23 protein-coding genes and 1 tRNA gene are annotated in these 23660 nt (G+C 71.5%); 11 read left to right on the top strand and 13 right to left on the bottom strand.

Annotated features, from left to right (window positions below; translation table 11 throughout):
- Window positions 1-90: 90 nt before the first annotated feature.
- Both OHT74_RS26515 and OHT74_RS26510 read left to right on the top strand, forming a co-directional pair.
- Entirely contained in the window at window positions 91-966 is an 876-nt protein-coding gene (locus OHT74_RS26515) for a peptidoglycan-binding domain-containing protein (protein ID WP_328621597.1), read from the top strand.
- Window positions 967-1094: 128 nt separating this feature from the next.
- A complete protein-coding gene (locus tag OHT74_RS26510; RefSeq protein WP_328621596.1) occupies window positions 1095-1778 on the top strand; it encodes an HAD-IA family hydrolase in 684 nt (227 codons plus the stop codon).
- A 1917-nt stretch (window positions 1779-3695) separates the two neighbouring features.
- Here the strand turns inward: OHT74_RS26510 and OHT74_RS26505 are convergent.
- Entirely contained in the window at window positions 3696-4217 is a 522-nt protein-coding gene (locus tag OHT74_RS26505; RefSeq protein WP_328623396.1) for a DinB family protein, read from the bottom strand.
- A 205-nt stretch (window positions 4218-4422) separates the two neighbouring features.
- Window positions 4423-5016: a TMEM165/GDT1 family protein gene (locus OHT74_RS26500; RefSeq protein WP_133898149.1), complete on the bottom strand. Its 594-nt coding sequence runs from the start codon at window positions 5014-5016 to the stop codon at window positions 4423-4425.
- A 586-nt stretch (window positions 5017-5602) separates the two neighbouring features.
- On the opposite strand from OHT74_RS26500, the gene OHT74_RS26495 reads away from it, so the two are divergent.
- The 4 genes from OHT74_RS26495 to OHT74_RS26480 all read left to right on the top strand — a co-directional run bounded on the left by OHT74_RS26495 (window position 5603) and on the right by OHT74_RS26480 (window position 9628).
- Window positions 5603-6247, top strand: coding sequence for a GmrSD restriction endonuclease domain-containing protein (locus tag OHT74_RS26495; protein ID WP_266673068.1), 645 nt, complete (start codon window positions 5603-5605; stop codon window positions 6245-6247).
- A 174-nt stretch (window positions 6248-6421) separates the two neighbouring features.
- Window positions 6422-8089, top strand: a complete 1668-nt coding sequence (locus OHT74_RS26490) for a DUF7800 domain-containing protein (RefSeq protein ID WP_328621595.1) — start codon at window positions 6422-6424, stop codon at window positions 8087-8089.
- Window positions 8090-8321: 232 nt separating this feature from the next.
- Complete coding sequence (locus tag OHT74_RS26485) at window positions 8322-8942, top strand: DedA family protein (RefSeq protein WP_328621594.1); 621 nt, start codon at window positions 8322-8324, stop codon at window positions 8940-8942.
- A gap of 176 nt (window positions 8943-9118) precedes the next feature.
- A complete protein-coding gene (locus OHT74_RS26480) occupies window positions 9119-9628 on the top strand; it encodes a hypothetical protein (protein WP_328621593.1) in 510 nt (169 codons plus the stop codon).
- Between the two features lie 133 nt (window positions 9629-9761).
- On the opposite strand, the gene OHT74_RS26475 is transcribed toward OHT74_RS26480, so the two are convergent.
- Together OHT74_RS26475 and OHT74_RS26470 are read right to left on the bottom strand one after the other, a co-directional pair.
- Window positions 9762-9992 (bottom strand): DUF2277 domain-containing protein, encoded by a 231-nt coding sequence (locus tag OHT74_RS26475; protein ID WP_328621592.1) that lies wholly within the window; start codon window positions 9990-9992, stop codon window positions 9762-9764.
- Between the two features lie 15 nt (window positions 9993-10007).
- On the bottom strand, window positions 10008-10637 hold the full coding sequence (locus tag OHT74_RS26470; RefSeq protein ID WP_328621591.1) for a TRADD-N-associated membrane domain-containing protein: 630 nt from the start codon (window positions 10635-10637) through the stop codon (window positions 10008-10010).
- Window positions 10638-10874: 237 nt separating this feature from the next.
- On the opposite strand from OHT74_RS26470, the gene OHT74_RS26465 reads away from it, so the two are divergent.
- Window positions 10875-11303: a hypothetical protein gene (locus OHT74_RS26465; protein WP_328621590.1), complete on the top strand. Its 429-nt coding sequence runs from the start codon at window positions 10875-10877 to the stop codon at window positions 11301-11303.
- A gap of 117 nt (window positions 11304-11420) precedes the next feature.
- Here the strand turns inward: OHT74_RS26465 and OHT74_RS26460 are convergent.
- Window positions 11421-11495, bottom strand: a tRNA-Val gene (locus OHT74_RS26460).
- A gap of 105 nt (window positions 11496-11600) precedes the next feature.
- Between OHT74_RS26460 and OHT74_RS26455 the strand changes: the two genes are divergently transcribed.
- The 3 genes from OHT74_RS26455 to OHT74_RS26445 all read left to right on the top strand — a co-directional run bounded on the left by OHT74_RS26455 (window position 11601) and on the right by OHT74_RS26445 (window position 13938).
- Window positions 11601-12845, top strand: a complete 1245-nt coding sequence (locus tag OHT74_RS26455) for a hypothetical protein (RefSeq protein WP_328621589.1) — start codon at window positions 11601-11603, stop codon at window positions 12843-12845.
- A gap of 95 nt (window positions 12846-12940) precedes the next feature.
- On the top strand, window positions 12941-13648 hold the full coding sequence (locus OHT74_RS26450; RefSeq protein ID WP_443047567.1) for a DUF4383 domain-containing protein: 708 nt from the start codon (window positions 12941-12943) through the stop codon (window positions 13646-13648).
- Between the two features lie 86 nt (window positions 13649-13734).
- Window positions 13735-13938 carry an FmdB family zinc ribbon protein gene (locus OHT74_RS26445; protein WP_266667372.1) on the top strand — a complete coding sequence of 68 codons (204 nt, stop codon included), beginning with the start codon at window positions 13735-13737 and terminating at the stop codon, window positions 13936-13938.
- Window positions 13939-13954: 16 nt separating this feature from the next.
- Here the strand turns inward: OHT74_RS26445 and OHT74_RS26440 are convergent, their stop codons facing one another.
- The 4 genes from OHT74_RS26440 to OHT74_RS26425 all read right to left on the bottom strand — a co-directional run bounded on the left by OHT74_RS26440 (window position 13955) and on the right by OHT74_RS26425 (window position 19201).
- Complete coding sequence (locus tag OHT74_RS26440) at window positions 13955-14617, bottom strand: O-methyltransferase (RefSeq protein WP_328621587.1); 663 nt, start codon at window positions 14615-14617, stop codon at window positions 13955-13957.
- A complete protein-coding gene (locus tag OHT74_RS26435) occupies window positions 14614-15468 on the bottom strand; it encodes an HAD family hydrolase (RefSeq protein ID WP_266994260.1) in 855 nt (284 codons plus the stop codon). The genes OHT74_RS26440 and OHT74_RS26435 overlap by 4 nt, the downstream gene beginning before the upstream one ends.
- The gene (locus OHT74_RS26430) at window positions 15465-17957 is read right to left on the bottom strand and encodes a phosphoribosyltransferase (protein WP_328623395.1); all 2493 of its coding nucleotides are present in this window, start codon (window positions 17955-17957) and stop codon (window positions 15465-15467) included. The genes OHT74_RS26435 and OHT74_RS26430 overlap by 4 nt, the downstream gene beginning before the upstream one ends.
- A gap of 77 nt (window positions 17958-18034) precedes the next feature.
- Window positions 18035-19201, bottom strand: coding sequence for an HpcH/HpaI aldolase/citrate lyase family protein (locus OHT74_RS26425; RefSeq protein ID WP_328621586.1), 1167 nt, complete (start codon window positions 19199-19201; stop codon window positions 18035-18037).
- Between the two features lie 194 nt (window positions 19202-19395).
- On the opposite strand from OHT74_RS26425, the gene OHT74_RS26420 reads away from it, so the two are divergent.
- The gene (locus tag OHT74_RS26420) at window positions 19396-20166 is read left to right on the top strand and encodes a TerD family protein (RefSeq protein WP_328621585.1); all 771 of its coding nucleotides are present in this window, start codon (window positions 19396-19398) and stop codon (window positions 20164-20166) included.
- A 72-nt stretch (window positions 20167-20238) separates the two neighbouring features.
- Here OHT74_RS26420 and OHT74_RS26415 read toward each other — a convergent pair whose 3' ends face one another.
- The 4 genes from OHT74_RS26415 to OHT74_RS26400 all read right to left on the bottom strand — a co-directional run bounded on the left by OHT74_RS26415 (window position 20239) and on the right by OHT74_RS26400 (window position 23564).
- Complete coding sequence (locus tag OHT74_RS26415) at window positions 20239-20979, bottom strand: TerD family protein (RefSeq protein ID WP_266667362.1); 741 nt, start codon at window positions 20977-20979, stop codon at window positions 20239-20241.
- A gap of 130 nt (window positions 20980-21109) precedes the next feature.
- Window positions 21110-22225 (bottom strand): DUF475 domain-containing protein, encoded by a 1116-nt coding sequence (locus tag OHT74_RS26410; RefSeq protein ID WP_266667360.1) that lies wholly within the window; start codon window positions 22223-22225, stop codon window positions 21110-21112.
- Window positions 22226-22250: 25 nt separating this feature from the next.
- Window positions 22251-22826 (bottom strand): TerD family protein, encoded by a 576-nt coding sequence (locus tag OHT74_RS26405; RefSeq protein ID WP_053688414.1) that lies wholly within the window; start codon window positions 22824-22826, stop codon window positions 22251-22253.
- A gap of 162 nt (window positions 22827-22988) precedes the next feature.
- Window positions 22989-23564: a TerD family protein gene (locus OHT74_RS26400; protein ID WP_266667357.1), complete on the bottom strand. Its 576-nt coding sequence runs from the start codon at window positions 23562-23564 to the stop codon at window positions 22989-22991.
- Window positions 23565-23660: the final 96 nt, after the last annotated feature.

Below are 23660 nucleotides of genomic sequence, written 5' to 3'. Positions count from 1 at the left end.
ATCGCAGGCAATGGCCAGGGAGGGATTCCAGTGAGCGCTGAGCGCTGTCCAGAATGCGGCGCCGTGGGCGTCGACTGCGGGTGCGCGCCGGTGGCCGGTTTCGAGCCACTGCGCATCCGTCCGTACGTGACGCTTCCCGACCCCGGCCAGTCCGACGCCCCGCCGCCCCCGCAGCCGGTGCGGGGCGTGGTGGCCGGTCCCGCGGGCGGGTACGCCCGTCCCGTCGAGACACCGCCGGGCGACGACACACCGGCGTACGGCATACCCGTGGCCTGGCCGGACGCGCCGCCGCAGGCGCTCTGGCCGGCCGAGACGGTCCAGCTCCGGGCAGCCACCCCGGCAACCGGTACGAGGGGCGGGGGGAGGGGAGGGGGAGGGGGCCCCGAGAAGCGGACCGGCCCGTCCCGCCGACGGCGGCTCCCGACGGTCCTGGCCGGCGCCGGCACGGTGGTCGCCGTCGGCACGGCGGCCCTGGCGCTGGGGATGCTCCCGCGCTCCGGTGACAGCGACACCGTCCTGCTGGACGCCAAGCCCTCCGCGCCCGCCGCGAGTCTGGCTCCGGCCGGCCCGACGCAGCCGGCCGCCACGAGCAGCCCGTCCCGCTCGGCTTCGCCGTCACCGAGCGCCTCCAAGTCGGCATCCCCCTCCGCCTCGCCCACCGCCTCCCGCACCTCGCCGCGCCCGTCCCCGACCCCGTCGGCGAGCGCGAGCAGCAGCAGCAGCAAGCCGAGCGCCCCGGCACCACCCCCGCAGGCACCGACGCTGCGGTACGGGGATACGGGCGCGGAGGTGGAGAAGATGCAGCGGCTCCTGGCGGGGCGGGGTTACTACCGCGGGAAGATCAACGGCAGGTTCGACAGCCGCACGGAGGACGCCGTCTCGGAATTCCAGTGGCAGAACTACATCGACGAGGACTGGGGCGTCTACGGTCCGCAGACGCGTCGGGCCCTGGAGGGCACGGGCTGATTCCTCGCGGAGTGGCGCGGACCGCCCCATGTTTTGTATCGTGTGGAAACAAAGTGGTTCCGCCCGCACTCCCTGACCGGTGGGCGGAACCGCTTGTTCTCTTTCCCGCCCCGTCTGGAGCACCGCCGATGTCGGCCAGCACCACCACCGCACCCGTCGTCCTCACCGCCAAGGCCCTGCTCCTGGACATGGACGGCACCATCGTCAACTCCGACGCGGTGGTCGAGCGTTGCTGGCGCGACTGGGCGGTGTCCCACGGGCTGGATCCGCAGGAGGCCCTGAAGGTGGTCCACGGCCGCCAGGGCTACGCCACGATGGCCATCCTCTTGCCGGAGCGCCCGATGGAGCTCAATTACGCCGAGAACACCGTGATGCTCGCCCGCGAGACCGCCGACACCGCCGGTGTGGTCCCGGTCGGCGGAGCCGCGGAGTTCATGGCTGCGATCGACGGACTGCCGCACGCCCTGGTCACCTCCGCCGACGCGGCCCTGGCCACGGCCCGGATGACCGCCGCCGCCCTGCCGATGCCCGAGGTACGGGTCACGGCCGAGTCGGTCCAGGCCAGCAAGCCCGACCCCGAGGGCTTCCTCAAGGGCGCCGCAGAACTGGGTATGGACCCCGCGGACTGCATCGTCTTCGAGGACTCCGCAGCAGGCATCGCCGCGGGCCTGGCTGCGGGCATGCGCGTGATCGGCATAGGCCCCCGGGCCGCGGCCCACGCCCCGACGGCCCACGTCCCCGACCTCACCTCGGTCCGCGTGACCACCACCCCGGACGGCTCGATCCACCTGACGCTGACGCCGGAGGCCTGAGCCGGGCTCGGCGTCGGGGTCGGCGTTCGGGGTCGGCGTTCGGGGTCGGCGCGAGCCGCTGACTCGGCGACGGAGAAGCCGGTGGGGGCTTCGGGGGTCGGTCCGCGTACGCCGCGTTGAAAGCCGGCGGGGCCTGCAGGGCCAGGGTCCATGTAATCCGGGCCGGGAAGGCCGGCCGGGGCCTCCGGGTCGAGGTCCGCACACTCCGCGCCGGGAAGGCCAGCCGGAAGATCCGGGGCAGGGTCGTTGCACTCCGCATCGGAGGTCCCGGCCGGGGCCTCCGGGTCGAGGTGCGCACACTCCACGTCGCAAGGGCCGGCCGGGACGCCGGGGTCGGGGTCCGCGCACTCGGCGTCGGGAGAGCGTCCGGGGGCGTCCCGCCAGTCCACCGTCCTTCCGGTGCGGTCCGGGCCGTCAAGGGCGCTCCTCCTTCGTCGTCGCGTCGCTTCGCGATGGCCTACGGCCACCCTTGACTGCCCGGCCCGCCCCGGAATGCCAAAGACTGTCGGGAAGCCCCCGAAGGATGGCCAGGGGGTTCAGGGTTCCGATAAGCCCCGATCAGAGATGCCGAGCAGGGGCCCCTGTCCATCCGCACCCGGACCACCGAGCCAGGCCAGTGACAGGGCCGCGGGGAGGGGCATGCCTCCCTGAAGGGCCCATATCTCAGGGGCCCCGGGGCAGAGCGGGGTCAACCTGCACCAGGCAGCGGCGAGATGACCAGACCGGTAGCCGTAGGCCCGCGGGCGCACCAAATCGCTACGCGCTTCGCCCGGCTTGGCGTCCGGCGACCGTCCGGGGCTGGTCATAAGCCGCCCACGATCTCCATTCCCACAAGCAGTCTCGCGGCGATCAGCCCACCTGGGGCCGGCCACAAGCCGCCCACACTCCGCGTGCCACCGGTCCGCCGGGCGCCCGACACCTTCCTTTCGGCCTACCCGACCCCCATCGCGGCCGGCCTGCCCCCACTTGGCGCCTGTACGGACGACGAAAGCCCGCCGCGGGGCGGCCCATGGCCCTCGCTACGCGACCCACAGCCGCCACCTGCCGACTTGGACCCCGCCTCGACCATCCACGTTCGGGGCGGATGGGCGCCCCATCTGCGGCCGCACGGGGGCCTCTCCAGCCTGTCGGGACGTTCCACGGACTCCACAGGGCGCCACAGAACCCATTCACCCTGCACCGGAGGCGAATCCAAGGGCAAGAAGGCGCCTGACGGAGTCTGGTGGGGGATTTCTCAGCCTCATGCTCCGGCAAGCGCCGAATCATCTCCCAACCGGGCGCCAAAATGGGACAAACATCCCGCAGTCGCATCGTCAGGGACGTCTGCAGCGATCGTGGGCGGTATATGTCCAGTCCCAGACGGGGCGGGGACGCCAAGCCGGGCGAAGCGCGTAGCGATCTGGCGCGTCCGCGGGCCCGGCTGCACCGCAGCGCCGTCTCATCGCCGTCTGGTGCGGCTTGACCCTGTCCGGGTCCGGAAAGGGTGCCACTGGGCCCTCGAGGGCCCGTGCCCTCCCCGCGGCCCTGTCACTGGCCTAGCTCGGTGGTCCTGGTGGGCTGGGTGCGGATGACAGGGGCTGCCGGGCGGCATCTCTGATCTGGGCAGGTCGGAATCCGAACCCCCCGGCCATCCTTCGGGGGCTTCCCGACAGTCTTTGTCTTTCCGGGGTGGGCCGGGCTGTCAAGGGTGGAGCGCAGCGACATCGCGAAGCGACGCGAACGAAGAGAGCGCCCTTGACGGGCCGGACCGCACCGGAAGGACAGTGGACTGACGGGACGCCCCCGTACCCACTCCCGATGCCGCCCGGCCGGAACCCCGCCCACCGAGACCCCATCCACCGCGACCCCGACCGGCCCGCTCACGCCGAGCACGCCAGACCCCGCCGCACCACGTATCGCACAGCCCCCAACCACCCCCTATTGCCCCACCCGCCCGTCGATCCGCTCGCGCAGGAAATCGGCATGGCCGTTGTGGCGGGCGTATTCCTCGATCATGTGGACCAGGACCTCGCGGAGCTCCATCGGCTGTCCGCCGCCGTCGCCCACAACGCCCAAGTCCGGGGCTTCGGCCACCAGCTGTTCCGCGAAGGCGACCTCGGTCCGCCAGGTGGCCCACGCGTCCGCGACCACCGCCGGGTCGGCCACCGCCTCCGTGAAGTCCGCCGCCGGATCCTGCGCCGAGCGGTAGTGCCGTCGTACGTCCTCGCCCGCCATCACCTGGCGGAACCAGTACTGCTCCACCCCCGCCAGGTGCCGTACGAGCCCCAGCAGGGAGAGGTTCGACGGCTCCACCGAGCGGCGGGCCATCGCCTCGGCGCCGAGTCCGGCGCACTTCAGCTCCAGCGTCAGTCGCTGGTCGCGCAGGTAACCGGCGAGGACGGCGCGTTCGCCCTGGAAGCCGCCATCAGTGCGGGTGTCCTCGTCGGGGTGGACGAACATGTTGGACCAGCCGAAGCGTCGGTCGGGTTCGGGCTCCCGCCCGGCCGTCGGCGGTACGGGTACAGGCCCGGGCGCGGACGCGGAGTCAGTGCTGTCGATCACGCCCGCGAGCGTGCCCCGTACGTCCGCCTCCCGCAACGGGATAGCCCCGCACCCTGTCCGCACCCGCGTACGCACCTCCGTCCGCACCCCCTCCGCACCCCCCTCAGCCCGCGATGGCCTCGTACAGCGAGAACGCGGCCAGCGCCGCCATCACGCCCGCCGCGACCTTCGTGATCAGGCGCAGCGGCACGTACTTCATGAGGGTCTTCCCGCCCAGGATTCCGATGCCCGCGACCGCCCACAGGGCGAGGACGGCGCCGATGCCGACCGAGACGGGGTTGTCGTAGCGTGCGGCGAGGTTGGCGGTCATGATCTGGGTCAGGTCACCGAACTCGGCCACCAGGATCAGCATGAATCCGGCACCGGAGACCTTCCAGAAGGACTGGTCGGCAGGCGCCTTGACCTCCTCGTCCCCGTCGCTCTTCTTCAGGAGCAGCATGGCCGCGCCCGCGAGGAAGAGGACTCCGACGACAGCCTGGACGAGCCGGTGCGGGAGGAGGGTGAGCACGCTGCCTGCCGCGATGGCAAGTGCGACGTGTACGGCGAAGGCGGCGGCGACGCCTGCGAAGACGTACGAGGCGCGGTAGCGGGTGCCGAGCATCAGGCCGGCGAGGGCCGTCTTGTCGGGGAGCTCCGCGAGGAAGACGACTCCGAAGGCGATCGCCGTGACGGTGATGCTGAAGGTGCTGCTGAACACGGGGGCGGAACCTCAATCGGTCGGGCAGGACGCCGTCGATACCGAGAGACCTGGGGTGTTTCAGGGGTCGCTTCGGCTCGGCGGCGCCCTGACTGCATCCACGCACCCGCGTGTGGACGGGTGCAGATGAACAGAAACAGGACACTGCGGCCGAAGGTCTCGCTGGCCGGCCGCTGCGTGCGGCCTGCCTCCGGGCGCCGGCTGGGGTGACCCAGCAGTATGTCGACGGTCCGGCGAAGAGCTACTCCCCTTCTGCTCCCCACAGAATACGCGACGGCCCCCGCCGCCCGAAATAGGCCCTTGGTCCCCTCTTGGCTCCGCCCCGCTCGCCACATCCGGCCCACCCGCTCGACAGCACACCCGGCCGCACCCGCTCCACCTCCACCCCACTTCCCGCCCGGAAGCATAACTTCCGCTTGATTCCGGGGAGTTGTCCGCACACAGACCTGACGTGCTCATGTCGCAATCCTGTAACCTTGCGCCCGCCGCCACGCAATCTGGCGCCGCCACCATGGCCGCGCCCCTCCGGGGCCGACCAGCCACATCCCCCCACCCAGGGAGCCCTCTCATGGCCCTCAAAACCCTCATATCCACTGTCTACGCGCGTCGAGTCGGCGTGCTCGCGTCAGCAGCCACGCTCGCCGCCCTCACCTCCCTCGTGAACGCGCCCGTCGCCCAGGCCGCCCCGCCCACCCCCATCAGCGCCGCGGCCGCCCGCTCCTACCTCGCCACGGTCACCCCGAAGACCGAGGGCTCCCTCAGCGGCTACAGCCGCAGCCTCTTCCCGCACTGGAGCACCGTCTCCGGAACCTGCAACACCCGCGAGACGGTCCTCAAGCGCGACGGCGTCAACGTCGTCACCGACTCGGCCTGCGCCTCCGTGAGCGGCAGCTGGTACTCCGAGTACGACGGCGCCACCTGGACCGCCGCCGGCGACCTCGACATCGACCACGTCGTCCCGCTCGCCGAGGCCTGGCGCTCCGGGGCCAGCTCCTGGACCACCTCCACGCGTCAGCAGTTCGCCAACGACCTCACCCGCCCGCAGCTCATCGCGGTCACCGACAACGTCAACCAGGCCAAGGGCGACCTCGACCCGGGCAAGTGGCTGCCGCCGCGGACCGCCTACCGCTGCACGTACGCCCGCATGTGGGTCCAGGTGAAGCAGTACTGGGCCCTGAGCATGGACTCCGGCGAGAAGACGGCCCTGGTGAACATCCTCAACGGCTGCTGATCCGCCGACGGGGCCGGGCCGAACCGGAATCCGACCGGAGGCCGAACCGGCCACCCGACCGGCTGCCGACCCCGCCGCCGACCAATCACCCGGCCTTTCCCCCGCCAGGGGGAGGCCACGCTCCCCCTCCCCGTCGTACCGTGATCGAAAGGGCTACGGAGGAGGGGGAGTTGCATGGCCGGATTGCGTCTGGGGCCGCTGCTTCGCTATGTCGACTGGGACACGGGCGGTTCGGCCACGATATGGGTCGAGGCCGACCGCCCGTGCACGGCCGAAGTGCGCTGCGCCGACGGGGCCGGCGGCAGCGTGCATACCTTCCAGGTCGCCGGGCACCACTACGCCCTGGTGCCGGTGACCGGCCTGACCCCGGGGAGCACCACGGCCTACGAGGTGCTGCTCGACGGCGCGCAGGTCTGGCCGCCGGCGGGGACGGCCTTTCCGCCGAGCACGATCACCACGCCCGCCGTCACGGCAGCCGGGCGGCCGGCCCCCGGGCTGCGGGTGACGTTCGGGTCGTGCCGACAGGCTGCGCCGCCGGCCGACCGGCACGGGCCGCACGGTCCGGATGCCCTCGACACCCTCGCGGCGCGGCTGGCCGCCGATCCGGACGAGGTGCGGCCGGATGTGCTGCTCCTGTTGGGCGACCAGGTGTACGCGGACCAGCTGTCGCGGGAGACCAGACAGTGGATCGCGGCCCGTCGGGACCTGCGGGATGCGCCCGGCGCGCAGGTCGCGGACTACGAGGAGTACACACGGCTGTACTACGAGTCCTGGCTCGACCCGGAGATCCGCTGGCTGCTCTCCACCGTCCCCAGCCTGCAGATGTTCGACGACCACGATGTCGTGGACGACTGGAACACCAGCGCGGCCTGGCTGGCGGAGATGCGGGCGACGCCGTGGTGGCAGGAGCGGGTGCTCAGCGGGCTGATGTCGTACTGGGTGTACCAGCACCTGGGCAATCTCTCGCCGGCCGAGCTCGCGGCCGACCCGTTGTACGAGGCCGTACGAAAGACCCCGGACGGCACGGATGCACTGCGGGCCTTCGCCGCCGCGGCGGATGCCGATCCGGGCTCGGTGCGCTGGAGCTACCGGCGCGACTTCGGCCGGTCGCGGCTGCTGATGGTGGACACGCGGGCGGCGCGGGTGCTCGCGGAGGACGGGCGGGCCATGCTCGATCCGGCGGAGCAGCAGTGGCTCCGCGACAACGCCCTCGCCGGGCACGGCGGTTACGACCACCTCCTCATAGGGTCGTCACTGCCGTGGCTGATGCCGCCGCTAATACACGACGCGGAGGTGTGGAATGCCGCGCTGTGCCGCGGTGAGCGGGGGCCGCGGTGGGCGCGGATCGGGGAGGATCTGCGGCGGCGCAGCGATCTGGAGCATTGGGCGGCGTTCCCGGCCTCGTTCTCGGCGCTCAGCGATCTGATCGAGGAGGTCGGGACGGGGCCGCGGGCGCCGGCGACGGTGTGTGTGCTGTCCGGGGACGTGCATCATGCGTATGTGGCCGAGCCCCGAATACCCAGTACGGCGCGGGTGTTCCAGTTGACGTGCTCGCCGGTGCACAACTCGATCCACACGGTGGTGAAGTGGGGCTTCCGGCTGGGCTGGTCACGGGCGGGGCGGTGGCTGGGGCGCGGGTTCTCGCGGCACGGGCGGACGGGGCGTCCGCCGCTGAGCTGGCGTCGTACGGGTGGGCCGTGGTTCGGGAACCAGCTGATGACGCTGGCGCTGGCGGGCCGGTCGGCCCGGCTGCGGCTGGACCAGGCGCACAAGGCCCGGAAGGGACAGCAGCGGGCCCGGCTCGTGACGGTCCTGGACCGAGAGCTGACGGCAGCGGACTGAATAAGGCAGGGGGCCGGTCGGCACGACCGGAACCGCCGGCGAAGCCGCACCGGAACTCACTGCCCGAGAAGGACAGACGGGGCTGACACACTGTGGGCCCGGGAAGCCCCCGGGCGTACGGCGCACCAACGCCAGGCGTACGCTGTATGGCTGTCAAGCCGCCCCTGCCGCTCCCCCGCGACGTCGCGGCGCTTCACGCCGAAGCACGTCAATCGGACTGGGGAGTCCCGCTTTGTTTGAGACTCTGGGGTCGCTGACCACGAGCCCATGGATCTACGCCGTGGTGGCGCTGTCCGTCGTGCTCGACGTCTTCCTGCCGGTACTGCCGAGCGGGGTCCTGGTGATCACCGCTGCGGCGGCTGCGGCAGCCGCCGGGGCGGCCGGGCCGGTGCCGGTTCCGGCACAGGTGCCGGACATCCTGGCGCTGTTGGTGATCGCCACGACCTCGTCGGTACTGGGTGACATGGCCGCGTTCCGGCTGGCCCGGCGCGGCGGGGCCCGGCTGGACCGCGCCATCGCCCGGTCCCGCCGCCTCACCCGGGCCCAGGAACGCCTGGGCGCGGCCCTGGCCCGCGGCGGCGGCGCCCTCGTGGTGATCGCCCGCTTCGCGCCGGCCGGCCGCTCGGTGGTGTCCCTGGGCGCGGGCAAGACCCACCGCAAGGCCATGGAGTTCCTGCCCTGGTCGGTCCTGGCCGGCATGGCCTGGGCCGGGTACAGCGTGGCTCTGGGCTACTTCGGCACCCAGTGGCTCGGCGCCGCCTGGCTCGGCACGGCGGTCTCCGTGATCGCCCTCTTCGCCGCGGGGGCCCTGGCGGCCTTCGTCGTCCGGCGTCCCGCCCCGACACCGGCGTAGCCCGCAGCCCGCTCGTACCCGATTCCCCCGGGCGGAGCAGCGGCTCACCCGTTCACCCGGCCCCGATCGCCGCCCCGGGCCCGGGCTCCTAGCGTCCACATCACGGTGCGCAACCGAATCCGCGTCACATCCGTGGCCTGGCCGTGCCGTTTCGAGGAGCCCGAGGAGTTCTCTCCATGCCCGCCAAGCCGCTCGCCCAGCTGCCGAACCACCGCCTCCTTGCGAGGGTCGCGGCCGCGACCCTCGTCCTCGCCGCGGCCACTCCCCTCACGGTCGCTTACGCCGCCTCCCCCTCCGCCGGCGTCTCCCCCACCGCCGTCGCCCCCGGCGGGCGGGTCAGCCTGAACGTCACCGGCTGCGGGACCAAGACCGGCCTTGCCTCGTCCAGCGCCTTCGGCGACGTACGTCTGACGCCGGGCAACCTCGAGGCCACGAACCTCTTCGGCAACGCCACCGTGTTCAGCAACGCCAACACCGGCGCGCACTCCGTCACTTTCGAGTGCGGCGGCGCCGGTGGCCAGCGCGTCACCGTCTCCCTCCAGGTCACCACGGGCGCGGCACGCGGCGGGCTGGGCGGCAGCATCGGCGCGATGAGCCCCGGCCGGATCGCCCTGGGCGGCGCGATGGCCGCAGGCGCGCTGGGCACCGGCATCTGGGTACTGCGCCGCCGCTCCCGCATGTCGTAACCCGGTCGGGGCGACACAGCCCCGAGCCCACGATGCCACTGCCGCCGGCGCACGCCGAGTCGTCCGTACGGGACCCGCACGGGCAAGCCGTACTCGGCGCCGCCCCGGACGACCACCACGGGGCGGGGCGAACCTAGGCGGTGGTGGCCGCCAACGCGCCTCTGACCTGCAGTCCGTCCAGCAGGTCCCGCGTGGCCTCGGCGATCGCCTCCACGGCGGCCTCGAAGACCTCCTGATTGTGCGCGGCGGGCGCCCGGAACCCGGACACCTTCCGTACGTACTGCAGCGCGGCGGCGCGGATCTCCTCCTCGGTGGCCTTCTCGGGGATGGCGGGCGGGCGCAGGGTCTTAATGGAACGGCACATACCCCCACTATCCCGCTACTGCGGCAGCTCGGCCCCGGACAGTTTCATGATCAAACCGGCTTGCAGCCGCGCCCGCAGCACGGGATCCGTGACCTCGTCGAGCAGCTCGACGGCCTGCTGCATGGCGGCGGCGGCCCGCCGGTCCTCGCGCAGGGAGGCGGTCTGATCGGCCATGTGCCTGAGCGCGATGTCGGCCCGCCGGTGGAACAGCTGGCCGACGAGCGTGACGACGACGCCGACCGAGCTCATCACCACGCCGAGGTACAGATCCCCACTGCTCTCGGCCTTCCACACGGCCAGCGCCACCCCGAGCAGCAGTATGGCGGCGCCGGCCCCGGCGAACCGCTGGCTGGTGGCGAAGCTGCTGCGCGCCTGCGTCAGCCCGTACGCGTAGTACTCCACGAGCACGGACGTGAATTCGGCGTCCGCGTGCCCCTCCCGCCCGGCCGGTATCCCCCCGACATCGGCGTACTTGGGATCCCCGACGACCGCCGCAGGCCCCGCCACCCGCGCCAGCAACCGCGCCCGCTCATCATCCCGCCGCTTCTCGAACCCTTCCCTGGCCATGCGGTCCAGTACGACGTACGCCACGCCGCCGGCCACGATCGCCAGCAGCCCTACACCCCCCACCACCCACTCACCCATCCCCCGACGATCGCACGGGCCCTCGACGGGCCGTCAAGACTCCCGCGGCAGTGAACTGTGCAGTGAGGGCTGGTGACTTCGCCGGTGCGACCACGCCGTGGCTCCGCACGGACCGGCCGGTCGGAGGGAACTGCCGTCGTTGATGTCACGTACGGACGTCAGGAAGGCGCTTGCCGGGTTCCCCGGAAATCTGCAACCTTCCTGGGCGGCGGGATCGCCGCCGCCATCGGCACGACGGTGACGCTGAACAGCACCCCGGTCACCGGCAACGACGTCACCAGTACCAACGGGCAGGGCGGCGGCATCGCGCAAGCCGGAACCATCACGCTGTACAGAAGCCAGGTCACGGGCAACACCGACACCGGTACCAATGCGACGGGCGGCGGCATCTACAACACTGTCGGCTCGGTGCAGCTCAACAGCAGCCCGGTCACCGACAACACTGCCAACGGCACGAACTCCCGCGGTGGCGGCATCTTCAATACGAGCGCCGGCACGGTGACTCTCACCGGTAGCTCGGTAACGAACAACCGGGCGCTGGGATCGGGTGCAAACGGTGGCGGCATCTTCAACGCCAGCGGCACGGTGACGCGGAGCGCCAGTCCCGTCACCGGCAACCAGCCCAACAACTGTGGTAGCCCCAGCACCGTACCCGGCTGCTCCTGATCGTCCGGGACACACAGTGCGAGGCGCTGCTCGGCGCGATCGTCCCTGACCGTCCCCGTTGATGTCAGATGGGGATGCCGAAGGCCCCCAACCGTGATCGGTTGGGGGCCTTCGTACTGGTGGGCGTGGACGGTTTCGAACCGCCGACATCTGCTTTGTAAGAGCAGCGCTCTACCCCTGAGCTACACACCCGTGGATGAGTGGACAGCCTACATGGCAGGCAGACCCCCCACGCAAACCCGCATCCGTGGGAGAGAATGGACCGGGGCATGGCGGAGGCGGTACGGGAGAGGGATTGTGACGACGGCATCCCGGCGGTGGTTCGGCGGGCGGGACGAGAGTCGGCGGGCGGATGCGCAGGCGGCGAAGGATGCCGCCGCGGCCGCGTTCTACGAGCTGGATACCGCACAGCGGGATCTGCGCATTTCCATGGAGACCATCGCGGCCGCCGACGGGTCGCCCGCGGCCCGGCAGGCCGGGGAGGGGTTCGCCGCGCTCGGGCAGCGGATCGACCAGGTCAGTCACGTGTACATCGAGGCTGTGGATGCGCACGACCTGGATCGCGTCGATCTCGAAGGGTCCGTCGCCGCGCGGGCGCGGGAGCAGCTGACGCGGGCGCGGGACGAGCTCGTACGGGTCAAGGGCGAGCTGGACCGATTCGCGCTGGGGCTGCAGCCGCTGCTGGACAAGGCCGAGACACAGCTGGCGCGGGTGGCGCCCGCCCGGGAGCGGGCCAGGGCCGCGCTGCTCGCGGCGAGCACGGCGCTGGACGACGTACGCGGCAAGGGGATGCGGGCGGACGAGTTCGCGGCGCGGCTGGCCGCGCTGGGGCCGGAACTGACCCTGCTGAACCAGGGTGCCGCGCAGCACGGGGTGCAGGAGACCGTGCAGCGCGCGGACCGGATCCTGCGTGACGCGGAGGCGATACGGGCCGAGGTGGCGCGGCTCCCGGAGCGGGCCGCGGAGATCGACCGGCGCCTGGTGAGCCTGCGGACCCGGGCGCAGGCGCTGCGCAACCGGGCGGACCGGGTGGATCCGGTCCTCAGCGAGCTGCGCCGGCGGTTCAGTGCCGCGTGCTGGCAGGACCTGCAGCAGGTGCCCGACCAGGCCGTACGGGACGTGGCGCGGGCCGAGGAGCAGCTGACGGAGGCCGCGCGGGCGCGGGAGGAGCAGCGCTGGGCGGACGTAGGGGCGCTGGTCGAGTCGGTCCGGGGTGCGCTGGATGCGACCGACGAGGCGGTGTCGGCCGCGCAGGACCGGCTGTCGCGGCTGGAGGCGGTGGCGCGGGACCCGCAGGCGGAGGTGCAGCGGACCCGCTTCGCGATCCGGGATGCGCAGCGGCTGGCGATGGAGGGCCGCAGTGTGCCCGATCCTCGGCATGCGCGGCCGCTGGACGAGTCGGTGGCCCGGATGGAGCGGGCGCTCGCCGGGCTGGAGGAGCGGCATCCCGACTACTGGCATTTCCTTCAGGAGATGGAGCAGGTGCGGGGAGATGTGGGGCGGGTCGTCTCCGATATCCGCGGCGGGCGCGGGAGCGGATGAGGCCGGCCCGCGGGAGCGGCTGAGGCCCGCGCTTGTCGCGGGGTGGGCATGGGCGGATGCTGGGAGGTGGCTGGAACAGAGCCTAGGAGGGCGTGATGGCTGCCCACATTTCGCATACGTCTCGTGCGTCCGGCGCACCCGGCGCGAGCGCACCCCCCGTGACCGCACCGCATGCGGCCTACGGGTGTCACGAGCCCCATGAGCACTACGCTCCGTACGTGTCCCATGCGCCGATCGAGCTCCCCGCACCGCACGTCCCCTACCTGGTGCGGCGCATCGCGCATCCCGTCAATGCCCGGCTCGACGAGCACCTGCCCTCCGACCACAAGCTCAGCAAGGTGTACCGGGTGGGCGCGGGCCTGACGGGTCTGCTGCTGGTCGTCTTCGGGATCCTCGGGCTCATAGACCAGATCGGGTTCTTCGACACCGGCGGCGACCGGGTGCTCACGCTGAACACCAACGGCGCGCTGAGCGTCCTGTCGATCTGCATCGGGCTGCTGCTCTTCGTCGGGATGGTGATCGGCGGGAACTTCGCCTCCACCCTCAACATCGTGCTGGGACTGGCTTTCATCGCCAGCGGGTTCGTGAACCTGGCCCTGCTGGACACCGGCCTGAACTTCCTGGCCTTCAGGATCCAGAACGTGCTGTTCAGCTTCATCGTCGGCGTGATGCTGATGTGGTTCGGGATGTACGGGCGGGTGGGCAGCGCCCTGCCGCACGACAATCCGTACTGGCGCGCCCGCAACCCCGAGCAGGCCGCACGGGAGGACCGGGCACGCGCCGCCGTCCTGCACGGGATCTGAGACTGCGGCGGGGCCGGCTCCGAGGGACTGCGGCGGGGCCGGCTCCGAGGCTGTGGCGGGGGCGTCCCGCTCTGTAGCCTTGGGCCATGCCTCGTTACGAATTCCGCTGCCGGACCTGCGACGACACCTTTGAGATCAGCCGGCCCATGGCCGAGTCGTCCGCTCCCGCCGACTGCCCGGCCGGGCACGCCGACACCGTCAAGCTGCTGTCCGCCGTCGCCGTGGGCGGGACCAGCAGCGCCCCCGCCCCGTCCGGCGGAGGCTGCTGCGGTGGTGGGGGCTGCTGCTGACCCGGCGCAACCGGCGCTACCGGCGCTTGCGCGACAGGGTGATGCCGTCCGAGATCGCCAGCAGGACCGACTCCATGCGGGAGTCGGCCGCGACGTGGTCGTTGTAGGCGCGCACGCCCGCCGCCGAGCCCTTGGCGGACTCGTCCAGGACCGTGCCGTGGAACAGCGTGTTGTCCGTGACGATCAGCCCGCCCGGGCGCAGCCGCGGAACGAGCTCCTCCCAGTACGCGATCTGGCTTTCCTTGTCCGCGTCCACGTACGCCATGTCGATGTGCGGCTCCTGCGGCATGGCGCGCAGGGTGTCCAGCGCCGGGGCGATCCGCAGGTCGATCCGGTCGGCGACGCCCGCCGCCTCCCAGGCCTCGCGGCCGTACGCGGTCCACTCCTCCGAGACGTCGCAGGCGACGAGCGTGCCGTCCGCAGGCAGTGCCTGGGCCATCGACAGGGTCGAGAAGCCGGTGAAGGTGCCGATCTCGACGATGTGCCGGGCGTCCGTCAGCCGGACCAGGAAGGCCAGCAGCGGGCCCTGCTCCTCCGCCGACTGCATGCCGGCCACGTCCGGGAACTTCTCGTACGTCGTCGCCACCAGCCCCCGCTGGATCTCGTCCAGCGGGGGGTTGTGGTCGAGCATGTAGCGGTACAGCTCGTCGGTGATCTTGGTGCTGTTGCCCTTGGTCATGCGCCCAGTGTGCCGACTTCGCCGCCCGGGCGGACACCCTGCCGGGCGACCGCCCGGGCGAATGCGCGCAGGATTTCCTCGCCCGCCAGGACGCCCGCCGTGGCCAGGGGCGTGACCGTCGGCGCGGTCCAGCCCGCGTCGGCCAGCTCGCCGTGGCCCGGGCGCCAGGACGCGTCCGCCGCCAGCAGCAGGTCCGCGTCCAGCAGGGAGTCGCCGGCGGCGAGGGTCGTGGACGCGCCGGTACGGCGGGCCACCTCGTGCATGGCCGCGCTCTTCGTCAGCGGGCGCGGCACGGCGTAGATCTTGCGGCCCTGGAGGGAGACCGTCCAGCCGCGGCCGTCGGCCCATTCCGTCAGCGCCTTGACCCACTCTTCCGGGACCAGGGCGCGTTCGACGACCAGGTACGCGAACAGGTCTTCCGCGACCCGCGCCTTGCGCAGCCACGCCGGGTCCGCCGTGGCCAGCAGGTGCCCGTGCACCTCCTCCAGCGGGGCGCACTCCTCGGCCAGCCGCGCGGCCACCTGGCGCCGCCAGTCCCGGTCCGGGACGCCGTCGACGAGCAGCTGCCCGCCGTTGGCGCAGATCGCGTACGTCGCCGGGCGCCCGGGGAAGCGGATGCGCTGGTACTGCTTGCGCGTACGGGTCGTGGTCGGGACGAACACCACCGCGGGATCGGCGGTCAGCTCGGCCAGCAGCGCCGCAGCCGTCTCCGTCATGAACGACAGCGGCTTGCTCTCGTGCACCTCGACGCACAGCAGCCGCGGGGCCACCGGGTCGGGCATGGTCAGGCCGAGCGCGGCCGCCGAGTAGATGAGCGTGCGGTCGAGATCACTGGCTACCAGGACAGTCACTTGGAGGCCACAGCCTTTCCGTCGGCGCCCGTGGCGCCGCGCGTGAACCGGGGATGGATGAGTCCTACACACGTGTAAGGGAGCCCGTCGACCTCTTCCACCGGCACGCCCCGCTGCTCGGCGAGCAGCCGTACGTGGTCCAGGTCGGCCCCGGCGCCGCGCTGCGCCAGGATCTTCCACGGCACGCGCCGCAGCAGCACCCGCGTCGTCTCGCCGACACCGGGCTTGACCAGGTTCACGTCGTGGATGCCGTACTCCTCGCTGATCCGCTCGACCGCCGCCCAGCCCTCCCAGGTGGGCGTGCGGTCGGCGGCGAGGAGCTCCTTGACCTCGGCGTCGACGGCCTCGGCCACCTCGCCGAAGCGGGCGGAGACGGCGTCGATGAAGCCGGTGGAGACATCGGCTCCGGCGAGCTCGCGGTAGAACTTCGCGCCGTGGAAGTCGGCGGGCCCGACCAGGTCGGACCTGAGCACCGTACGCGAGATCAGTCCGGACACGGTGGAATTGAGGCAGGCGGAGGGGATCAGGAAGTCCTCGCGGGTGCCGTACGTGCGCACGCAGGAGCCGGGGTCTGCGAGGACCACGATCTCCGGATCGAAGCCCGGGCCCCCTGCTTCCTTCCCATGGGCCGCCAGCGCCGCCGCCAGCTCGCGCGTGATGGCGCCCTTGCCCGTCCAGCCGTCCACGAAGACCACGTCGGCGGGGTCGTGGTGGGCGGCCAGCCAGCGCAGTGCGTTGGGGTCGATGCCGCGGCCGCGCACGATGGAGACGGCGTAGTGCGGCAGGTCCAGGCCGTGCCGGGCCTGGGCCCAGCGGCGCATGAGGACGCCGACGGGGGTGCCGGCGCGGGCGAGCGAGACGAGGACCGGGGAGGGGGACCGCTCGGCGAGGACCGTCTCGGTGACCGTGCCGACGGCCCGGGCCATGCGGGCGGCGGACGCGGCCAGCGCGCTCCGGTACAGCTCCTGGTACTGGGGGGACGGCTGGTACTCGACGGGCAGCGATTCTGCGTAGTGTGCGCCGCCCGCCTGGATGGCCTCCTCGCGCTCCTCGGTCGGGGCCTCGAGCGCCACGTCGGAGAGGTCCTGGAGCAGCCAGCCGCAGTCCTCGGCGGCGTACGAGGAGAAGGCGGGTCCGCGCAGGGGCTCGGGCAGGATCGGCTCGGGCATGATCGGCTCCCGCCGGTCGGAGGAAACGTCGGGGGTGTACGAGGGGACCACCGCGAGCAGGACCCGGCCGGTGTGCGGGGCGAGGCGGGCGAGGAGCCCGTCGGGGGCGTGCAGCGCACCGGTGTCCCCGTGGGTGTCGACGACGGCGACGACGGTGTCGAAGCCGGCGCCCGCGACGTTGTAGGCGTACCGGTCGCCGGGCCCGTCGGCCGGGGTGTCGTGGGCGGGGAAGACGAGCCGGGTGCGGATGGCGTAGCCGGGGTCGTCGACGGCGAGCACGGGCGAGCGGGTGGTGGTAGAGAACCGGACCCCGGCCGCGGCACCCGACTCCTCCAGGGCCCGCGCGAGGCGCAGCGGCGCGTACATCAGCTCCTCGTTGCCGAGTACGAGGACCCTCCCGGGCTCGGCTCCGAGTGCGTCGGCGAGCTGCCGGGCCAGCGCGGGCAGGGCCGCCTCGAGCCGGGCGCGGTGCTCGGGGGTGAACCCGTGCCGGCCGCCGTCGGGGACCCCGTCGGGCCAGTCGAGCGCAACACGCCCGACCGGAGCGGCAGCCGAAGTCGAAGCCGAAGCCGCCGCAACGGCCGTGGAGGAGCCCGCGCCCTGCTCCTCGTACTCCTCGACCAGCGCCTGCCCCTTGGCCAGGACCCCCTCGGGGAGGTGCACGGTGCCGGAGGCCAGGGCTATCAGGTCGACCCGCGCGCCGAGCTCGGCGGCGAAGGCGGTGAGCCGGTCGCGGTCGGCCGGGGAGCGCATGTCGACGAGGGCGACGACCACGTAGTGCCCGCGGGGGTGGCGGGCGTGCAGGTCGCGGATGGTGTTCAGGACCGTGTTGCCGGTGGAGAACTCGTCGTCGACGAGGACCAGCGGCCCGCTGCCGGCCAGCAGCTTCGGGTCCTCCGGCAGCAGCAGGTGCGAGGTGGCGTGCGAGTGGGCTTCCTCGAACCCGCCGGCGGGCTCCACGCCCGGCACGGGGCGGCGGGTGGAGTGCAGGTAGGGGGCCGCGCCGAGGCCGTCGGCCACGCAGTGGCCCAGCCCGGTCGCGGTCTCCGCGTACCCGAGGACCACCGCGGAGGCGGCTTCGTCGCCCAGCAGGGCGCGGACCCGCTCGCCGAGTCCGTGTCCGGCGGCGTAGACGGCCTCCGGGGACTGCGGGACGTGCTTGCCCAGCACCTGCGAGACCAGCAGGTGGGCCCGCTTCGGGTTGCGCCGCAGCGCCAGCCCGAGCAGCTGGTCCAGCCGTGGCGACCCCGGGTCGCCGGCCTCCTCCAGGCGTACGCCCAGCCGGTCCGCGACCCAGGTTCCCGACCACACCGCGTCGATCGTCTTGCCTCTCTCCGTGTTCGACCTGTTCAAGCCGTTCAAGCTGTTCAACGTGTACGAGGGACTCAAGGGCGGGCTCACACCTGAAGCCCGGCCGTGAGCAGGTCGACGAAGCCGACCTCCTCCTTCGCCACACCGAAGACCTCGGCGCGCAGCATGGTGCGCTCGGCCCAGGCCCGGTGGGGCTTCACTTCGTTCATCTTGTTCGTGTAGGCGGAGCGCATGACTCCGCCGCCGCCGCGCTCGGGGCGCAGGATGTCCTGGGCGTCGCTGAACTCCTCGTGGGAGACCACCGACAGTGCGTGGACGGGTGTGACGTGGGCGGGGTGGATGCAGGTCTTGCCGAGGAGTCCGTTGGCCCGGTCGAGTTCGATCTCGCGCAGCAGCCCGTCGAGGTCGTGCTCGATGAGGGTGGTGCGCAGTTCCTCGGCGCCTTCCTGGAGGAAGGGGCTGCGGCGCAGCTGGGGCTTGAAGAGGCGCTGCTGGCTGCGGAAGTACTCCCAGACGGGTCCGGTCACCGTGAAGCCGGTGCCGTCGGCGCGGCTGAGCACGTTCACCACGTCGGCGATCACTCCGGCGACGATCTGGACGTCGTAGGCGGTCATGTCCGGGGTGCGGCGCAGTCCGTAGACCGAGCAGAAGTCGGTGACGCCGAGGCGCAGGGCCAGGACGCGGTCGCGGTACCGGTTCACGGTGCGGGAGATGCCGGCGAGGGCTTCGACGCGGGTTTCGAGGTGGAGGAGGTCGGGGGTCTCCAGGACGGGCATCGCGTACAGCGGGTGGTGTCCGCTTTCCGCCTCGGCCTGGGCGACGGCATCGAGAAAGGCGGTTCCGCGCTTCTCGGTGAATTTGGGGAGTACGAATCCGGCCAGTCTTCGTGCGGAGCCGCCGAGGCGGTGCACGAGGTCGGGTATCTGCTCGGGGGTGCGGACCCGGATGAAGAGGAGCGGGAGCTCCCCGCCGTCGGCGTCGAGGGCGGCGAACTGCCGGACGAGGTTGTCCTCGGCGTCCGCGACCTCGGCGTCGCTGATGGAATCCTCCAGGCAGAGGACCATGGAGACGACTCCGCGGCCGGCCTGCTTGTGGACGTCCCCGGCGAGCTGGGGGCGGGTGGCGGGGCTGTAGAGGGTGGCACCGAGGGCGGCGGCGAGGATGCGGGCGGGCGAGGCGGCGGTGAACTCGGCCGGCTCCTGGTGGAAGAGGTCCTTACGGACGGTGGGCGATACGTGCCCAAAGTGACGCATGTGCTTCCCCCGTACTGCCTCGGCGGCCCAACTGGCATGGCCGGTAATAGTACGTACGAATATGAGTCAAGAGTTCCTCAAGCACATGAAGTTCAGGTAACCCTCTTGCACCATGCCCAGGTCTTTCGTCCGGGACAAGGCCCTGCGGGGGGCCGCGTTGTTCCGCGCCGCCCCGGGAGGGCAGGATGACGGGCATGACGCACGCGATGCAGAAGGGCTCGAACATCCCGGTGACCGCCGTGGCGGTCCGGGCGGTGCTGCGCTGGACCGGCGGCCCCGAGGTGCCGGACGTCGACGCCTCGGCGCTGCTCGTGGGCCCGGACGGGCGGGTGCGCTCGGACGAGGACTTCGTGTTCTACAACCAGCCCCGGCACCCCTCGGGATCCGTCTGGCGGCTCGGCAAGAAGCAGCTCGGCGACGGGATCACCGACGCCGTGCAGGCGGACCTGCGTGCGGTGCCGCCGGTCGTGGACCGGATCCTGGTGGTGGCCTCGGCCGAGGACGTGCCGTTCGAGCAGGTCCGGGACCTGCGGATCCTGCTGTACGACGCCACCGCGACCGGCGGCTCCGAGCCGCTGGCCTACTTCGACGTACGGCCCGAGACCGGCGCCGAGACGGCCCTGATCTGCGGGGAGCTGTACCGCCGCGGCGACGGGTGGAAGTTCCGCGCACTGGGCGAGGGCTACTCGAACGGCCTCGTCGGGCTGGCGACCGACCACGGGATCTCCGTCGACGAGAACGCCCCCGAGGCCTCGTCCGGGGCCGCCCCCGCCGCCGGGCCGACCGCCGAGCAGACGGCCGCGATGCGCCCGCCGACCCCGCCGGCGCCGCTGACGCAGGCCCCGCCGGCCGCGCAGCCGGCGTACGGGTACCCGCAGCCGGTGTCCCCGGCCCCGGTGCCGGTACCGGGCGGCGACCCGACGTTCCGGCTGCCGGTGCAGGGCCCGCAGTTCATCCGCCGCTGACGCGCGCCTGACCGGGGCCCGCACCGGGGCCCCCGCCCGGGCCCCCGCCCGGGGCCCCGCCCGGGGTCCCGGTCAGGCCTTGGCGCTCTTGTAGCCCCGCCCCCACTGCAGGCCCCACCCGTACAGCCGGTCCAGCTCGGCCTGGAACCCGTACACGAACTTCACCTCGCGCCGCACGATCAGCTCGCCCTTGACGTGCTCCAGGGTGAGCACCGCGCAGGAGCGGGCCTGCGGCTGCCGCTCCTCCAGCGGGATCTCGATCCGCGGACCGTTGATCGGGTACAGGGTGACCATGGCGTGCGTCCGGTCGAAGGCCGGGGTCTGGTCGTAGATGTAGACGAACACCAGCAGCCGCTTGATCTCTTCGGCGTGGTCGAGATTGACGAAGACCGTCTCCCCGGAGGGCGCCCCGAACCGGTCGTCGCCGCTGAGCTTCACGTACGGCGGGCTGTTGATGTCGCCGTGGAGGTTGCCCAGCGGCTGGACGACGCCCCGGGTGCCGTCGGCCAGCTCGTAGAGGCAGCCGAGGTCCAGGTCGACGTTGACCATGCCCTGGGTGTGCGCCTGCACCATGTCGGGCTTGAACAGCTTGAACGGGTGGCGCAGGAGCCGGCTGCCCTCGCCGCCGCTGCGGCCGCCGATGTCCGAGCTGCGCATGCGCCAGGACAGGTTGACCCGGAGGTTGCCGTGGACCGCCCCCTGTTTGGTGAGCGACACCGTCGGATGCCGCTTGGTCAGCTCGATCGCCGCCGAGGCGCCGCCCGAGTCGAACTGCAGGGCCCGGCTGCCCCTGATCCCGTCGAAGAATCCCATTCCCCTACCCCCCTCATGCTGTGCGGACAGCGCTTTGCGGACTGCGCGGCCTACGCGGACGGGGCGGCCGGAAGGTCCGCAGACCAGCCCGGCCGCCCCGCAGATGGAGCGTTCCGCATTACCGCCGTGATCATGCCTCGGCGGCGGAACCCTCCAGTTCCAACCGCTTGTTGCGGCGCACCGAGGACCAGAAGGACCAGGCGATGAGCAGCACGCCGACGAGGCCGGTGATGACCTCGTGGATCTCGTACTGGATGGTGACGAGCAGGATCACGGCGAGCGCGCCGATGGCGTAGTGCGCGCCGTGCTCCAGGTAGACGTAGTCGTCGAGGGTGCCCTGGCGGACCAGGTAGACCGTGAGCGACCGGACGTACATGGCACCGATGCCGAGGCCGAGGGCCATCAGCACGATGTCGTTGGTGATGGCGAAGGCGCCGATGACCCCGTCGAAGGAGAAGGAGGCGTCGAGGACTTCGAGGTAGAGGAACATGAAGAACGCGGCCTTGCCGGCCATCGCGACGGCCGTGACGGGCTTGCCGCTCTTCTTGGCCGCTTCCTCGGCCTCGTGCTCGGCCTCTTCCTCTTCTTCGAGGCGGTTCTCGAAGTAGCCGGAGAGACCACCGACGATCATGTACGTGATCAGGCCGGCGATGCCGGAGACCAGGACGGTCTCCGCCTTGTCCACGTGGGCCCCGCCGTGCTGGTGGGCGTTGACGGCGAAGGTCATGGACGTGATCAGCAGGGCGATCAGCGCGATGCACGCCGAGAGCATGTCGATCTTGCCGAGCTTGGCCAGCGGGCGCTCGAGCCACGCGAGCCACTTGATGTCCCGGTCCTCGAAGATGAAGTCGAGGAAGATCATCAGCAGGAACATGCCGCCGAAGGCCGCGATCGCCGGGTGGGCGTCCGTGACCAGCTGCTCGTACATCTCCTTGTCGTTCAGCGCCAGGTCGACGGCCTCGATGGGGCCGATGCCTGCGGTGATCGCGACGATCACGACGGGGAAGACCAGGCGCATGCCGAACACGGCGATCAGCACGCCGATCGTGAGGAAGATCTTCTGCCAGAAGGCATTCATCTTCTTCAGGATTCCGGCGTTGACCACCGCATTGTCGAAGGACAGCGAGATCTCAAGGATGGACAGGATCGCGACGATCCCGAATCCGGTCCACCCCCCGTAGAACACCGCTGCGACCAGACCGAGCGCAGTGACTGCGAACGACCAGCCGAAGGTTTTGAGAACCACTGGCACCCCATCGTCTTGTACGGCTTTACGAAACGTTGACCCCGAAGTCTAGAGCGATGCCCCGGAGCCCCGACGCGTACCCCTGCCCCACCGCTCGGAACTTCCATTCGCCGCCGTACCGGTAGACCTCGCCGAAGATCATCGCGGTCTCGCTGGAGGCGTCCTCGGTGAGGTCGTAACGGGCCAGCTCCTGGCCGTCCGATTCGTTCACCACGCGAATGAAGGCGTTGCTGACCTGGCCGAAGCTCTGGCGGCGGGCCTCCGCCTCGTGGATCGAGACCGGGAAGACGATCTTGTCGACCTCGACCGGCACCTTGGTCAGGTCGATGATGATCGATTCGTCGTCGCCCTCACCCTCGCCGGTGAGGTTGTCCCCCGTGTGTTCGACGGACCCCTCGGGGCTTTTCAGATTGTTGTAGAAGACGAAGTACGCGTCCCCCAGGACCCGGCCGTCGCGGCACAGCAGCGCGCTGGCGTCGAGGTCGAAATCGGCCCCCGTGGTCGAGCGCGCGTCCCAACCGAGACCGACCAGGACCCGGGTGAGGTTCGGTGCGGCCTTGGAGAGGGAGACGTTGCCCCCCTTGGCGAGTGTGACGCCCATGTTGTGGTCCTCCCCGGACGACGTGGTGATCGCGGCGCGCCCGCGTGGCGGGCCGGTGGTGCATCCCGGCCGGTGATCTCGGCCGGTGGATCGTTGCAAAGCACGTCCGGCGCCGTACACACAGTGCACGGCGCCGGACGGGTGACTGCTGGCGGGCTCGGCTCAGACGTTGACGCCGAAGTCCTGGGCGATGCCGCGCAGGCCGGAGGCGTAGCCCTGGCCGATGGCGCGGAACTTCCACTCCGCACCGTTGCGGTACAGCTCGCCGAAGACCATGGCGGTCTCGGTCGACGCGTCCTCGGAGAGGTCGTAGCGGGCGAGCTCGGAGTTGTCGGCCTGGTTCACCACGCGGATGTACGCGTTGCGGACCTGCCCGAAGCTCTGCTGGCGGCTCTCGGCCTCGTAGATCGAGACCGGGAAGACGATCTTGGCTACATCGGCCGGGACGCCGGCCAGGTTCACCTTGATGGCCTCGTCGTCGCCCTCGCCCTCACCGGTGGTGTTGTCACCGGTGTGCTCGACCGAGCCGTCCGGGCTCTTCAGGTTGTTGAAGAACACGAAGTTCGAGTCGCTGGCGACCTTGCCCTGGTCGTTGGTCAGGATCGCGCTGGCGTCGAGGTCGAAGTCGACGCCGGTGGTGGTGCGAGCGTCCCAGCCCAGACCGACGATGACCGCCGTCAGATTCGGCGCGGCCTTGGTCAGCGAGACGTTTCCGCCCTTGCTGAGGCTGACTCCCACGGGTCCTCCATTGGGTTCATGTGTGGGGCGGTGCCCCGTCGTGCGGTTTCTACCGGGATCAACGTTTCGATCCTAGTGACGGGTTCCCGCCTGCCG

Origin of the sequence: Streptomyces sp. NBC_00354, from assembly GCF_036106915.1 — a bacterium.
Lineage (GTDB): Bacteria > Actinomycetota > Actinomycetes > Streptomycetales > Streptomycetaceae > Streptomyces.
This window is presented reverse-complemented; position numbering and strand designations above follow the sequence as displayed.